Genomic DNA, 14,789 nt, shown 5'->3' on the forward strand with positions numbered 1-14,789 from the left:
GCTTTACGACGTTTGGACGATGCTCTAGGTCTCTGGGCGCGTTTTGAACCGCTCGAAGGAGCCGCCCGCGATGGCCCTCGCCTCTCCCTCCCGTCCGATCGGCGACAGGCTGGTCACGGTCTTCGGCGGTTCGGGCTTCGTGGGCCGCCATGTGGTGCGGGCGCTTGCGAAGGACGGCTGGCGCGTGCGCGTCGCGGTCCGCCGGCCCGACCTCGCCGGCCATCTGCAGCCGCTCGGCGGCGTCGGCCAGATCGTCGCGGTTCAGGCCAACCTGCGTTTCCCGGAGTCGGTCGCGCAGGCGGTCCGCGGCGCGGACGCGGTGGTGAACCTCGTCGGCATCCTGTCGGAGAGCGGCAAGCAGCGCTTCGAGGCCGTCCAGGCCAAGGGTCCGCAGGTCGTGGCCGAGGCGGCGAAGGCCGCCGACGTCACGCGCTTCGTGCAGATGTCGGCGATCGGCGCCGACCGCGCCAGCAAGGCGCAGTACGGCCGGACCAAGGCCGCGGGCGAGCAGGCCGTGCTCGACGCCTTTCCGGACGCCGCCATCCTGCGGCCGTCGATCGTGTTCGGTCCCGAGGACGACTTCTTCAACCGCTTCGCGGCGATGGCGCGGTTTTCGCCAGCGCTGCCGCTGATCGGCGGCGGGACGACCCGGTTCCAGCCGGTGTTCGTGGGCGACGTGGCCCAGACGGTCGCAAAGGCGCTGCGCGGCGAGCTCGCTGCGGGCCTCCCCTACGAGCTCGGCGGGCCGGAGGTTCTCACCTTCAGGCAGATCCTCGAGTACGTGCTGCAGGTCACCGACCGGTCCCGCCTCCTGCTGCCGCTGTCGTTCGGCCTCGCCAAGGCGCAGGCCAAGATCCTGCAGCTTCTGCCGAACGCGCCGCTCACCGTCGACCAGGTGACCATGCTCGAGACCGACAACGTGGTCTCCGACGAGGCGCGCGGGGCCGGTCGCACGCTCGAAGGGCTCGGGATCACCCCGGCCCCGATCGAGGCGGTCGTCCCGAGCTACCTCTGGCGCTTCCGCAAGACCGGACAGTTCGGCAAGGCGCGGGAAGCTTAAGGGGGCGAAAGCGGGTCTTCGGTCGGGCGCGCCTGTTCCTCCGTCGCCGGAGGCTTATCTCTCGGCTGAGATGCGCCCCGAAGACCTGCTCGTTCCCACGCCCCAAGGCCTCTACTGCCCTCCGGCCGATTGCCACATCGATCCGATGCGGCCGGTCGCCCGCGCGCTCGTCACCCACGGCCACGCCGACCACGCCCGTCCCGGCAACGAGGCGGTCATGGCGACGCCGGAGACGCTCGCGATCATGGCCGCGCGCTACGGCGAGGCCTTCTGCGCCACGCGCCAGCCGGCTCCTTACGGCGCCAAGACGAAGATCAACGACGTCACGGTGAGCTTCCACCCCGCCGGACACGTGCTGGGCGCGGCGCAGATCCTGTTCGAGTGGAAAGGGTTCCGTGCGGTCGTCTCCGGCGACTACAAGCGCCAGGGCGATCCCACCGCGGCGCCGTTCGAGGTGGTCCCCTGCGACCTGTTCGTGACCGAAGCGACCTTCGGGCTTCCGGTGTTTCGCCACCCCGACGCCGCCGACGAGGTCGCGAAGCTGATCGACAGCGTCGAGCTGTTTCCGGAGCGCGCGCACCTCGTTGGGGCCTATTCGCTCGGGAAGGCACAGCGGCTGATGAAGCTGCTGCGCCTGCGCGGCTGGGACCGGCCGATCCACCTCCACGGCGCCATGGTGCGGGTGACGGAGACCTACCGCGATCTCGGGATCGACCTCGGCGAGACCGCCCAGGTCAAGGCCGCCGACCGCAAGGAGCTCGCCGGCGCGATCGTGCTCTGCCCGCCTTCCGCGCTGCGCGAGCTGTGGGCGCGCAAGTTCCCGGACCCGGTGACGGTCGCGGCCTCGGGCTGGATGCGGGTCCGCGCGCGCGCCCGCCAGAAGGGCGTCGAGCTGCCGCTGGTCGTCTCCGACCACGCCGACTGGGACGACCTGCGCCAGACCATCCTGGACACCGGCGCCGGCGAGATCTGGGTCACCCACGGCGAGGAGGACGCGCTGGTGCACTGGTGCACGACCGCCGGACTGCAGGCGCGGCCGCTCCGGCTCGTGGGCTACGGCGACGAAGGCGAGACGGACGAGCCGGCGGCGCCGGAGGAGGGGGGTGAGAGCGTCATCCCGGCCGAAGGGCGAAGCCCGCAGAGCCGGGATCGTAAGCCGGATGAGGCGCTCGATTCCGATGACGATCCCGGCTCTTCGCTTCGCTTCGGTCGGGATGACGCAGCCCCATGAACCGCTTCGCGTTCCTGCTCGACCGGCTGTCCTACGAACCGCGCCGCAACGCCAAGGTGCGGCTGATGGCGGACTACTTCCGCGAGACGCCCGACCCCGAGCGCGGCTGGGCGCTGGCGGCGCTGACCGGCGCGTTGTCGTTCCGGCACGCCAAGCCCGGGCTGATCCGGGGCCTGATCATGGAGCGCGCCGATCCGACGCTGTTCGCCATGTCCTACGATTACGTCGGCGATCTCGCGGAGACCGTCGCGCTGATGTGGCCGGGCGAAACGCGGGCGAACCGCGCGCCGCCGCTCTCCGAGATCGTCGAGGGCCTGTCCTCGACGGCCAAGCTCGACCTGCCGAAGCGCCTGGCCCAGTGGCTCGACGCGCTGGATGAGACCGGGCGCTGGGCGCTGCTGAAGCTGATCACCGGCAGCTTGCGCATTGGCGCGTCCGCCCGGCTGGCCAAGACCGCCGTCGCGGCGCTGGGGCAGGACATCAAGCCCGACGACGTGGAGCTGGTGTGGCCGGGGCTGGAGCCGCCCTACGACGCGCTGTTCGCCTGGGTGGAGGGCCGCGCCGAGCGGCCGAACGCGGAAGATCCCGCGCCCTTCCGCCCGCCGATGCTCGCCCATCCGCTGGAGGACGCGAACTTCCGAGCCTTTGACCCTAAGGATTTCGCGGCGGAGTGGAAATGGGACGGCATCCGCGTGCAGGCCTCGGCCGGCCGGGACGCAGAGGGGCGCCATGTGGCGCGGCTGTGGAGCCGCTCCGGCGAAGACGTCTCGGGCGCGTTCCCCGACCTGCTGGACGCGCTGACCTTCCATGGGGCGATCGACGGCGAGCTGCTGATCCTGCGGGACGGGCGCGTGCAGACCTTCAACGTGCTGCAGCAGCGCCTCAACCGCAAAGCGGTGACGCCGAAGCTCACCGCAGAGTTCCCCGCGCACATCCGCGCCTACGACCTGCTGTTCGACGGCGACGAGGACCTGCGCGAGTTGCCCTTCGTCGAGCGCCGCAAGCGGCTGGAGGCCTTCGTCGCGCGCGCCGAGAGCCCTCGCATGGACCTGTCGCCGCTGGTGCCCTTCGACGACTGGGACGGGCTCGCCGCCGCCCGCCTCGACCCCGCCTCGGCCGGCGCCGGCGCGGACGCGGCCGCCGTCGAGGGGCTGATGGTGAAGCGGCGCGACAGCCCCTACGTCGTGGGCCGGCCAAAGGGCCTGTGGTTCAAGTGGAAGCACGACCCGATGACGGTCGACGCCGTGCTGATGTACGCCCAGCGCGGCCATGGCCGGCGCTCGTCGTTCTACTCCGACTTCACCTTCGGCGTCTGGACCGAGGACGCCGAAGGTCCGCGGCTAACCCCTGTGGGCAAGGCCTACTTCGGCTTCACGGACGAGGAGCTGGTCGAGCTCGACCGCTTCGTGCGCAAGAACACCACGAACCGCTTCGGGCCGGTGCGCGAGGTCACGCACACCGAGGCGATCGGGTTGGTGCTTGAGATCGCCTTCGAGGGCATCGCGAAGTCCGCGCGCCACAAGTCCGGCGTCGCGATGCGTTTCCCGCGCGTGGCCCGCATCCGCTGGGACAAGCCGCCCCACGAGGCCGACCGCCTGGAGAGCCTGGAGCGGCTGATCGAGGAGCGGGAGGCGGCCGGCGCCTGAGCCTCAGCCGAACACGTCCCAGGCCTGCGCCACCATCAGGTTCGCCCGCGCGAGCAGCGCCTTGAGCGCCGGCGCGGGTTCGGCCGGGGCCCCGGGAACGGCGGCGGCGAGCACAGGAGCCGCCAGCGTGATCACCCGCGGCGCCCCCGCGGGCGGAAGGGAGGCAAGCGTCGCCAGCGCCTCGCGGGCCGCGGCGGGCCGGGCGGCCGTCGGCGGCGTCTCGCCGCGGTAGGCCAGCGCCAGGGCGAGCGAGGCCTCCGCTTTCTCGGAGGCGACGGGCTCAGGCGCCGGGCGCGAGGCGTCCGCGACCAGCGTTGGCGCGCGCGGCGTCAGCTTGGCCGCGATCGCCTGAGCGCCGGCGGCGACGTCGCGATCCGCATTGGCCGAGGCCAAGGCGAAGGTCGCCAGGTTCTCGCGCTTCAGCCCTTCCTCCTGCCCCCTGCGCCACGCGTAGAAGGCGTTGCCGCCCGAGACCAGCAGGTAGCGCTTGTCGTCGCGCCGGAAGGGGACGTTGGCGGTGTGGAAGAAGAGCGCGTTCCCCGCGACGGGGTGGCGCGCGCCGGCGAGCACGAGGTCCGCAACCTTCAGCGCCCGCTCCTTCGGCCGGGGTTCGGCCATGGGCCGCGTCAACACGCCCGGCGCGAACTGCCGCCAGGCCGACACCACCCGGCAGAGCGTGTCGCCGTAGCGGCCAGCGTCAAGACGGTTGGCGACCACCGTGCCGACGGCGAGCATGCCATCCTCGGCGTTGCGGTTGGATTCGAAGTACATGGCCCGCGCGAGGCATTCGCGCTCGGAGGGCTGCGGCCGACGGACGGCGGCCTTGGCGCGAGGCGGCTTTGCGGCGACGACCGTTCGGGCGTGGGATCGCGTCTGCTTCGCACCGTGCCGTTTCGCCGCCTCCGCGCTGACGCCGCTGGTCGCGGCGAGGACGGATACGAGGGCGAGGCGGACGAAGAGGCGATGCGTCATGTCGAACTTGGCTCCGGCGGGCGCGGCCCGCGCCGAAGCGCGCCGTCGTCCCAGACGGACATCTCAAGACTCGATTGGTGGTCGTATGGTCAATACGTGGTGGTACGAAGGTACGTCGCCTTAGTTTGGCCGCGGAGTGCCCGCCGACCCGGCAAAAGCAGCGCTCATTCCCCAGGCGCGACCGCGGCGACGCCGGCTTTGCGGCCCTTGATCTCGCCCAGAAGCCGCCCCGTCACGTGCCAGAAACCGCGGTGGCTGCCCTTGTGATAGGGGCTCTCGGGCGGGAGCGTCGCGCAGAGGCGGGCGTGGGCGGCGCCCAGCGCGTGGTAGGGCAGCCGCGGCAGCAGATGGTGCAGGCCGTGGTAGCGCAAGCCGACGGGCGCCCAGAGCATCGGCAGCGTGGCCGGCGGGGGCACGTTGACGCTGTCGAGGAACTGCTCGGTCGCGGTCATCTCCGCGCCGTGGTCGTTCTCCCAGTGGTGGGCGACGAGCGTGCGGAACTGGTTGACGACGCCGACCGCGGCGCCCAGCGCGAGCGCGGTCAGGAACACCGTGAGCGAGATCACGCCGGCTGCGGTCAAGGCCAGCACCGCAATCGCCCAGACCGAGCACAAGGCCTCCAGCACGCGGAAGCGGCGCGCCTGGTCGCCGGTCGGGATGTCTCGGCGGAACTCCGGATTGATCGCGAGCGCCGAGCAGCGCTCGATCACGAAGGTCCGGATCTTCGGGTGCAGAGCCGACAGCGGCGCCAGGAGCGCGAAGCGCAGGAACAGGCCGACCGGCGCGAGCGCGGAGACGAGCAGGAACAGCAGCACCTGGACGACCGGGCCGCTCGCCAGCGGCAGGTACTCCGGGTCGAGCTTGGTGCCGTAGCGCGACTTGGCGTGGTGCTGGTTGTGCACGCCCTCGTACATCAGCGAAGGCGTGAGGAAGGGCACGCCGATCAGGGCGTCGTAGCCGTTCCGGAAGCCCGGCACGTCCTGCGGGCGCAGGTGGCTGACCTCGTGGATGAAACTGACGCCCCGGTAGAAGGCGAGCGCGGCGACCACGAAGAACAGGCTCCGGAGCCCAAGCCCCGGCGCGAGCACCGCGCCCGCGAAGGCGGCGTAGCCGGTGAACGCGGTGGCGACGAGGTCGGTCCAGTAGATCCAGGGCCGCGCAGGCGTGAGGTCGGCGCAGAGCTTGTGGGCCTGCGCGACGAGGTTCGGCTCGGGGGCGGCGGTTCCGGATGCGGACATCGGGCATGCGCTTTCGGGTCGGGAGCGACGCGGACGCTTATACCACCGGCGCGAGGCGCCCGACACCTGCGCGATGCGAAAGGCTCGCGTGCGGGAGGAGGGGAATGGCCTGCGTGCTTCGAGACGCGCCTTCGGCGCTCCTCAGCATGAGGACGTAGTGGAACACCACAGGTCCCCTCATGCTGAGGAGCCCGCGCAGCGGGCGTCTCGAAGCACGCAGTTCCGTCCCGCTGCGATGGGTCCTCTGATCAAGCCGCAGGACGACCGGGTATTTGGCGCCAGGCGTGGGGCGGATCCTACTTCGCCTTCGCCTCGTCCTTCTTCGCCTCGTCCCGGTCGTCGGTTTCCAGCACGGCGCGGAGGCGGCGGCGGATGGCGGCTTGGCGGGTCGTCGTCGTGATCTTCGCGCCGGTGAGGTCGGTCACGTAGAACACGTCGACGGCGCGTTCGCCGAAGGTCGCGACATGGGCGGAGGCGATGTTCAGGTTGAGCTTGGAGATCGCGGTGGTGAGCTCGTAGAGCAGGCCCGGCCGGTCGAGCCCCACAAGCTCCAGCACGGTGTGGCGGTCCGACCAGGCGTTGGTGACGGTGACCTCGGGCTCCACCTCGAACGGGCGAGTGCGGCCCTTGGCGGCCGCGCCTTTCGTGCGCTTCTCCACGATGTCGAACAGCCAGATGTCGCCGACGAGCGCCTGCTCCACGCTTTCCGCGATCCGGCGGGCGCGGCGCATCTCGTCGTGATCGTCAGGAAAGGCGCGGCCGATGAAGATCGAGTCCAGCGCGAAGCCGTCGGTGGTGGTGTGGATATGCGCGTCCATGATGTTCGCGCCGCCGGCCGCGCAGGCGCCGGCGATGATCGCCAGCAGCTTCGGATGGTCGGGCGCGAGCACGGTGAGTTCGGTCACGCCGCGGAACGCGTCGGTCTTGACCTCGGTCGCGAGCTTGCAGCCGTCGACGCAGGCCGCCTTCAGGAACCGGGCGTGCGCCTCGGCCCGCGCCGGCTCCACCCGCAGCCAGTAGGCGGGGTAGTGCCGCGCGGCGTAGCCCGTGAAGGTCTCGTCGCTCCAGTCGGCGAGGGCGGCGCGCAGCTCGGCCTTCGCCTGCTCGACCAGGCTCTTCCGGTCGCCGATGTCGCGTCCGCCGGTCAGAAGGTTCTCGGTCTCCCAATAGAGCGTGCGGAGAAGCTGGCCCTTCCAGCCGTTCCAGACGCCGGGCCCGACCGCCTTGATGTCCGCGATCGTGAGGATCAGCAGCATCTTCAGTCGCTCGGGGCTCTGCACCAGCTTGGCGAAATCCTGGATCGTGCGCCGGTCGGAGAGGTCGCGGGACTGGGCGACGATCGACATCGTCAGATGCTGCTCGATCAGCCAGGCGACGGTGTCGGTCTGGGCCGGCGTGAGGCCGAAGCGGGGGCAGAGCCGGCGCGCGATGCGGCCTCCCATGACCGAGTGGTCCTCCGGGCGGCCCTTGGCGATGTCGTGCAGGAACAGCGCGACGTAGAGCGCCGTGCGGTCGCGCACCGTCGGCATCATCTCGTTCGCGAGCGGATGGCTGTCGGCCGCCTCGCCGCCGTCGATCTCCGCCAGCACGCCGATGGCCCGCAGCAGATGCTCGTCCACCGTGTAGTGGTGGTACATGTTGAACTGCATCATCGCGACGATCTTGCCAAAGTCGGGGATGAAGCGACCGAGCACGCCGGTCTCGTTCATGCGCCGCAAGGTGACCACCGGCGAGCGCTTCGACGTGAGAATGTCGAGGAAGAGCGCGTTCGCTTCCGGGTTGTCGCGCAGACGCCCGTCGATCAGCTTCAGCGACTTCGTCACCAGCCGCACCGCGACCGGGTGGAGGGCGAGGCCGTTCTGGTCGGCCGCGTGGAACAGCCGGATCAGGTTCACCGGATCGCGCGTGAAGACCTGGTCGTCCCTCACGTTCAGCCGCTCGGCTTCGACGGTGAAGTAGTCGCCAAGCTCCTTCGGCTTGCGCCGCGGCTTCAGCTTGGTGAGGAAGCGGTCGAGCCTGGGCCTGGGCTTGGCCTCGCGCTCCTCCAGCGCGTGGCAGAGGATGGCGGTGAGGTCGCCGACGTCCTTCGCCACGAGGAAGTAGTGCTTCATGAAGCGTTCGACGTCCTGCAGGCCAGGGTGCTCGGTGTAGCCGAGCGCGATCGCGATCTCGCGCTGCAGGTCGAAGGACAGACGCTCCTCGGGACGCCCCGTTATGAAGTGCAGGTGGCAGCGCACCGCCCAGAGGAAGTCCTCGGACTTCTTGAACAGCTTTAGCTCGGCGGCGGAGAACAGACCGGCGGCCACGAGCTCGTTCACGTCCCGGACGCGGTAAACGTACTTCGCGATCCAGAACAGCGTGTTGAGGTCGCGCAGGCCGCCCTTGCCCTCCTTGACGTTGGGCTCGACCAGATAGCGCGAGGCGCCGGCCTTCCCGAGCCGCTCGTCGCGTTCCTGCAGCTTGGCGGCGGCGAACTCCGCCGCGGTGTTGCTGACCACCTCGGCGTCGAAGCGCGTGATCAGCTCGTCGATCAGCTCCGCGTCGCCCGCCACGTGACGCGCCTCGAGCACGGCGGTGCGGATCGTCATGTCGGCGCGCGCGAGGCGGATGCACTCGTCGATCGAGCGCGTGGCGTGGCCGACCTTCAGGCCCGCGTCCCAGAGAACGTAGAGCATGGCCTCGACCACGCTCTCGCCCCAGGCGGTCTGCTTGTAGGGCAGCAGGAACAGCAGATCGACGTCGGAGCCGGGCGCCATCGTGCCGCGCCCGTAGCCGCCGACGGCGGCGATTCCCAGCCGCTCGCCGGAGGATGGGTTCAGCCGGGGATAGAGGTCGTTGACGATGTGCCCGAACAGGGCCTGCACGACTGAATCCATCAGGCCGGAGAGGCGTTCCGCGCAGGCCGAGCCCGCGCCGTCCCCGATCAGCCAGGAGCGCGCGACGGCGCGGCCTTCGGCCAGCGCCTGCTTCACGCGGGCGACGATGAGGCCATGCCGGTCGCGGCTCGGGCCGGCCTCGCGGGCGATCCGGGAGAGATCCGCCTCGAGGGCGGCGCGGTCGCAAAGGGCGCGGGCGTCGCGCGCGACGCGCAAGCGTTGGCGGACGGTGGACATCAGGACTCGAGGCTTTGGAAGGTCATGCGCGGCGGACCATAGGCGCGCAGGCGTTAAAGAGCCATGCGGCAAGGTCCGCGCCGCCGCACCGAATACGAATGAGGCGTCGCTCCGGTTCCGGAGCGACGCCTCGAAGGCCTTAACCTGCGGCGTGGCGGTTACTGCGCCTGCTGGATGCCCGAGAGCAGCCAGCGACCGCCGCGGGTGCGAACGAAGGTCCACACTTCGGTCACTTCGATCGGCGTCGTCGGATCGCCGTCGACGATCCGGCCGGTGGCGCGGTCCTCCGTGACGTCGATCAGCTCGTAGCGCATCGCGACGGTCGCGTACTCGCGGTCGCCCTCCCGCCAGGACTCGGCGAGGTCGCCCTGGAGCAGCTTGATGGCGGAGGCCTTGTTGACCACGCCGCGGCTCGCGTCGTCGGCGAGGTCTTCGGCGAAGATCTCGACCATCTCGGGCGTCGCGAGGCTGCGAAGACGCGCCAGGTCGCCCTGGGACCAAGCCTCCTGCACCTCCGTGAGCATCCGCTCGAAAACGTCGAAATCGTCCTTCTGCAGCTCCACGGGGGCGGCGGCGGCTCCGCCGCCGAAGCCCGATCCGAACCCGGACCCCAGACCCGAACCAAGGCCTCCGCCAAGACCCGTGCGGGCCGCGGTGTTGGGCGCTTCGGGGCGATAGCCCGCGCCGAGGTCGGGACCGCTGGCAGTCGCCGTTCGGTAGGCCGGCGCGCTCTGGTTGCGACGGCGGAACCACTTCAGCGCGAAATGGATCGCGACGCCGATCAGCGCCACCTGGATCAGCAGGCCGAGGATCGAGGCGAATCCGCCCAGCCCGCCGAACAAGCCCGATCCGGACAGCAGGCCGAACAGGCCGGCGCCCAAAAGGCCGCCCATGATGGCGCCGCCGATGCCGCCGCCGAACATGCCGCGGCGCTGCTGCTGGGCGGCCGCGCCCGCGCCGAAGCCCGGCGTCTGCTGGCCCGGCTGCGTGATGGAGCGCTGCATCGGCGCCGCGCCGGGCGAGGTCGCGGTCGGAGGCGGCGCGGAGAAGGTCTTGCCGCCGCGGCTGCCGAAGCTGCCTCCGCGACCGGCGCGCGCGTCCGCGTCGAGCGGCGCGAGCGTCACGCCGACGATCAGCGCAGCGAGAGCCGCGGCCAAGGTGCGGCGAAAAGCGGGGGTCGAGAGGGGCATGCGGAGCCTGTTCCTGTGTTTGAACCGACGGGAACATGGGGGCGCTCGTCCCGAATGTCATCGACCGCGGCCGCGAACCGCGATCACGCTTGCGCCAGTCGACGGTCGCCGCGGCCCGTTGCGGGCGGGCGGCGCGGTCGAAGTGAGGCATTGGCGCCACTATCGCGCGAATTGCCGGGCGATCACACTCTCGTCAATTCAAGGGAGGGGCGGTGCAACCCATTGTTGCGTTCTTCGTGACCCCCATACCCCCCAAGGCATCCCATGACCTCGCTTCTGCGCATGGCCCTCTCCGCCGCCGCCCTGCTCGCCGGCGCGTCCCTCGCGTCCGCCGCCGATCTTCCCGCCTACGAGACGGCCCCGGCCATCGCCGTCCCGTCCTTCACCTGGACCGGCGTCTACGTCGGCGTGAACGCCGGCTACATCTGGGGCGACCATGACATCCAGACCCGCGGCAAGGACGCCGCCACGCGTCTCAACGTCCAGAATCGCCTTCGGCCGCCGAGCGTCGGCATCGACGGCGACGGGTGGAGCGTCGGCGCGCAGGCCGGCTACAACTTCCAGTTCGACAACTCGCCGCTCGTGGTCGGCGTCGAGGCGGACTTCAACTACACCGACATCGACGAGACGGCGCGCTACAACCGGGCGCCGCTCGCTCCGGCGCTCGGCAACATCCGCTCCACGTTCAAGCAGGAGCTCGAGTACCTCGGCACCGTGCGGGGCCGCATCGGCTACGCCTTCGATCGCATCCTGGTGTACGGCACCGGCGGCCTGGCCTACGGCAAGGTCAAGACCTCGGCGCGCTTCAACAACAACCTGACGCCCGCCGGCGTCGGCGGCGCGCTGGGCTTCTCGGACAGCAAAAGCGAATGGGAGGTCGGCTACGCTGTCGGCGGCGGCGTCGAATACGCGGTGACCGACAATGTCACGGTGAAGGGCGAGTACCTCTACTATGACCTCGGAGACACCAAGCTGAACGTCAACCGCACCGCCGCGGCGCCGGTCGGTCAGTCCGGCTATCGCTCCAAGTTCGAGAACGACGGCCACCTCGTGCGCGCCGGCGTGAACTACAAGTTCTGATCCGCCGCCCCTTTGGCGGATCGAAGGGCGGCCCTCGGGCCGCCCTTTTTTCGTACGTCGGCCGGCTGCCGTCGCAGCTTCGATATAAAGACTTCTTTATGTCTTTATTGATCGGCGGCGCCGGCCGTGCTACGCAGCGGCCCGGATTGATCGCCGGGCCCGCCCGCGGTCCGCACACCCTTCGCGAAAGGACGAGCCCCATGAGCGCTCCCGACTACGTCATCAAGGACATCTCTCTCGCCGATTGGGGCCGCAAGGAGCTCGCGATCGCCGAGACCGAGATGCCCGGCCTGATGTCGGTGCGCGAGGAGTACGGCCCGTCGCAGCCGCTGAAGGGCGCGCGCATCGCCGGCTCGCTGCACATGACCATCCAGACCGCGATGCTGATCGAGACGCTGAAGGCCCTCGGCGCCGACGTCCGCTGGGCCTCGTGCAACATCTATTCGACGCAGGACCACGCCGCCGCCGCGATCGCCGCCAACGGCACGCCGGTGTTCGCGGTCAAGGGCGAGACCCTGACCGAGTACTGGGACTACACCCACCGCATCTTCGAGTGGGCCGACGGCGGCACGCCGAACATGATTCTCGACGACGGCGGCGACGCCACCCTGCTGCTCCACCTCGGCAAGCGCGCGGAAGCGGGCGACGTCGCCTTCCTCGAAGGCGCGACCAACGAGGAGGAGGAGGTCCTGTTCGCGGCGATCAAGTCGCGCCTCAAGACCCATCCGGGCTGGTACACGAAGAACGCCGACGCCATCCAGGGCGTGACCGAAGAGACCACCACGGGCGTTCATCGCTTGTACGAGCTCGCCAAGAAGGGCGAGCTGCTGTTCCCGGCGATCAACGTCAACGACAGCGTAACCAAGTCGAAGTTCGACAACCTCTACGGCTGCCGCGAGAGCCTCGTCGACGCGATCCGCCGCGGCACCGACGTGATGATGGCCGGCAAGGTCGCGATGGTCGCGGGCTTCGGCGACGTGGGCAAGGGTTCGGCCGCCTCGCTCCGCCAGGCCGGCTGCCGCGTGATGGTGTCCGAGGTCGACCCGATCTGCGCGCTGCAGGCGGCGATGGAGGGCTACGAGGTCACCACGATGGAGGACGCGACCACCCGCGCCGACATCTTCGTCACCGCGACCGGCAACGTCGACGTCATCACCGTCGACCACATGCGCGCGATGAAGGACCGGGCGATCGTCTGCAACATCGGCCACTTCGACAGCGAAATTCAGATCGGCGCGCTGAAGAACTTCAAGTGGGACAACGTCAAGCCGCAGGTCGACGAGGTCGAGTTTCCCGACGGCAAGCGCATCATCGTGCTGTCGGAGGGCCGTCTGGTGAACCTCGGCAACGCCACCGGCCACCCGTCCTTCGTGATGTCGGCGTCCTTCACGAACCAGACGCTCGCGCAGATCGAGCTCTGGGCCAACAACAAGGACGGCAAGTACGGCAAGCAGGTCTACGTGCTGCCGAAGACGCTCGACGAGAAGGTCGCCGCGCTGCATCTCGCGAAGATCGGCGTCAAGCTGTCGAAGCTCTCCGACAAACAGGCCGGCTACATCGGCGTGCCGCAGGCCGGTCCCTTCAAGCCCGAGACATACCGCTACTGAGCGGAGTTCCGTGACGTCATCCCCCGGCTGGGTCTGGGGGGATGACGGCCGGTCTTCCAGGGGCGGCGCCGCGTTCTCCGTCCCCTGCGCCGGGCGCGGCGCAGGGCCGCGCTCGCTTGACGCTCCAGCGCGCTGTTCATACCTTCGCGCCAACGCACGAGAGCGCTCAGGGGCCGCGACGGCCCTTTCGCTGGCGCTCCAGATGATAAGGATGTTTCCCATGGCGACCGCCAAGGTTTCCGACGCGACCTTCGAACAGGACGTGCTTAAGTCGTCCGAGCCCGTCGTCGTCGACTTCTGGGCCGAGTGGTGCGGCCCCTGCCGCGCGATCGGCCCGGCGCTCGAAGAGATCTCCGAGGAGATGGCGGGCAAGGTGAAGATCGTGAAGCTCAACGTCGACGAGAACCCCGAGATCGCCACCCGCTTCGGCATCAGCGCCATTCCGATGCTGATGATGTTCAAGGGCGGCGAGCATGTCGCCACCCAGCGCGGCGCGGCTCCGAAGTCCAAGCTCGTGAGCTGGATCGAGACCTCGGTCTAGATCGACCCCAATCCCGGAGTGTCCGGGGACGGCATGTGAACGACAAAAGCCCTCGGCGTAAGCCGGGGGCTTTTTCGTGAGCGCAGGAGGGCGCGGCGACGAAGCGGGCCTCAGCCGGGAAGCAGCTTCAACTCCCTCAGGAGAGCCGCGGTCCCCGGATGGATCAGGGCCGCCGCAGGCGTCGCCTTGGCCGTCTGCGCCGCCGTCGTCATCGCCGCCTGCGGCAAGGCGGCGGCCAGTTCCCTTGCCGCGGCGTGCACCGCGTCGGCGAAGCCGCGCACGCGTTCGGCGGAGAGATCGGAACGGCCAAGAATGAGGTTCCACGAGCCGACCGTCGGCAGGTCCGCGTCGAGCCCGGGGTAGGCGCCCGCCGGCGCCGCCATCGCCGTCAGGAAGGGATGGGCCGCGAGGATTCTTGGGATCTGTTCGGGGAGGGGGCCGAGGAACCGCGCGCCGCGGGGCGAGGCCGCCAGCCGCGCGAAGCCGGGCCACCCCTCTCCGGCTCCCCAGAGACCCGCCGCCTCGCCATCGATCACGCGTTCGGGGCTCTCCGCCGCCTGGCCGACATAGACCGCCTGAAAATCGCGGTCGACGTCGAGGCCAATCGCGCCGAACACCTGCCGGGCCAAAAGCACCAGCCCGGACGCCCGCACGCCAAAGACCACAGGCTGCCCCTTCAGGTCCTCAAAACGCCGCGTCGGCGAGCCGCGGGGAACCGCGAGCATGCCGGGGCTCGGGTACATCGCGAACACGATCCGCAACCCCGACGCGTCTTCGGCCGCCAGCGCCTGACTGGCCGCCGTGCCCTGGATGAGGGCGAGATCGAGCCGCCCGTCCGCGAGCAATCGGAGATTCTCGGCGGTCCCGTTGGTGCCGACCGGGACGACCAGCGTCTCGCCCGCCCGCGCGTTCGCCGCCCGGGCCAGCGTCTCGCCATACAGAGTGAAGCCGCCGCCCGCCGTGGAGGTGCCGAGCCGCAGCGGCGTCTCCGCCGCGAAGGAAAAGGGTGGCGCGAGCCCGAGCGCTGGCGACGCCGCGATCGCTCGCAGCACGGCTCGACGAGAGGTCTTCTTAGAGATCATGCGCCTCAGTCCCCCTGTCGCGCCTATCG

At 70.1% G+C, this 14,789-nt stretch carries 11 protein-coding genes; 6 read left to right on the top strand and 5 right to left on the bottom strand.

Annotated features, from left to right (window positions below):
- Positions 1 to 70: 70 nt before the first annotated feature.
- From METY_RS04300 to METY_RS04310, 3 genes are all read left to right on the top strand, one after another.
- On the top strand, positions 71 to 1,060 hold the full coding sequence (locus tag METY_RS04300; RefSeq protein WP_200819596.1) for a complex I NDUFA9 subunit family protein: 990 nt from the start codon (positions 71 to 73) through the stop codon (positions 1,058 to 1,060).
- 70 nt (positions 1,061 to 1,130) lie between these two features.
- Positions 1,131 to 2,291, top strand: a complete 1,161-nt coding sequence (locus METY_RS04305; protein ID WP_103120162.1) for a ligase-associated DNA damage response exonuclease — start codon at positions 1,131 to 1,133, stop codon at positions 2,289 to 2,291.
- Positions 2,288 to 3,937: a cisplatin damage response ATP-dependent DNA ligase gene (locus METY_RS04310; protein WP_103120163.1), complete on the top strand. Its 1,650-nt coding sequence runs from the start codon at positions 2,288 to 2,290 to the stop codon at positions 3,935 to 3,937. The genes METY_RS04305 and METY_RS04310 overlap by 4 nt, the downstream gene beginning before the upstream one ends.
- 3 nt (positions 3,938 to 3,940) lie before the next feature.
- On the opposite strand, the gene METY_RS04315 is transcribed toward METY_RS04310, so the two are convergent.
- The 4 genes from METY_RS04315 to METY_RS04330 form a co-directional block, all read right to left on the bottom strand.
- The gene (locus METY_RS04315; protein ID WP_103120164.1) at positions 3,941 to 4,909 is read right to left on the bottom strand and encodes a cell wall hydrolase; all 969 of its coding nucleotides are present in this window, start codon (positions 4,907 to 4,909) and stop codon (positions 3,941 to 3,943) included.
- Positions 4,910 to 5,073: 164 nt separating this feature from the next.
- Complete coding sequence (locus tag METY_RS04320) at positions 5,074 to 6,147, bottom strand: fatty acid desaturase family protein (RefSeq protein WP_103120165.1); 1,074 nt, start codon at positions 6,145 to 6,147, stop codon at positions 5,074 to 5,076.
- 296 nt (positions 6,148 to 6,443) lie between these two features.
- Complete coding sequence (locus METY_RS04325) at positions 6,444 to 9,260, bottom strand: [protein-PII] uridylyltransferase (RefSeq protein WP_200819597.1); 2,817 nt, start codon at positions 9,258 to 9,260, stop codon at positions 6,444 to 6,446.
- Positions 9,261 to 9,418: 158 nt separating this feature from the next.
- Positions 9,419 to 10,450: a Tim44 domain-containing protein gene (locus METY_RS04330; protein WP_103120166.1), complete on the bottom strand. Its 1,032-nt coding sequence runs from the start codon at positions 10,448 to 10,450 to the stop codon at positions 9,419 to 9,421.
- Positions 10,451 to 10,714: 264 nt separating this feature from the next.
- Between METY_RS04330 and METY_RS04335 the strand changes: the two genes are divergently transcribed.
- The 3 genes from METY_RS04335 (at position 10,715) to trxA (ending at position 13,678) form a co-directional block, all read left to right on the top strand.
- Entirely contained in the window at positions 10,715 to 11,530 is an 816-nt protein-coding gene (locus tag METY_RS04335) for an outer membrane protein (RefSeq protein ID WP_103120167.1), read from the top strand.
- Between the two features lie 200 nt (positions 11,531 to 11,730).
- Positions 11,731 to 13,137 (top strand): adenosylhomocysteinase, encoded by a 1,407-nt coding sequence (ahcY, locus tag METY_RS04340; protein WP_103120168.1) that lies wholly within the window; start codon positions 11,731 to 11,733, stop codon positions 13,135 to 13,137.
- 220 nt (positions 13,138 to 13,357) lie between these two features.
- The gene (gene trxA, locus METY_RS04345) at positions 13,358 to 13,678 is read left to right on the top strand and encodes a thioredoxin (RefSeq protein WP_020186722.1); all 321 of its coding nucleotides are present in this window, start codon (positions 13,358 to 13,360) and stop codon (positions 13,676 to 13,678) included.
- A gap of 110 nt (positions 13,679 to 13,788) precedes the next feature.
- Here trxA and METY_RS04350 read toward each other — a convergent pair whose 3' ends face one another.
- Positions 13,789 to 14,760, bottom strand: a complete 972-nt coding sequence (locus METY_RS04350; RefSeq protein ID WP_103120169.1) for a TAXI family TRAP transporter solute-binding subunit — start codon at positions 14,758 to 14,760, stop codon at positions 13,789 to 13,791.
- Positions 14,761 to 14,789: the final 29 nt, after the last annotated feature.

Origin of the sequence: Methylopila sp. Yamaguchi (assembly GCF_002897035.1) — a bacterium.
Classification (GTDB): domain Bacteria; phylum Pseudomonadota; class Alphaproteobacteria; order Rhizobiales; family Methylopilaceae; genus Methylopila.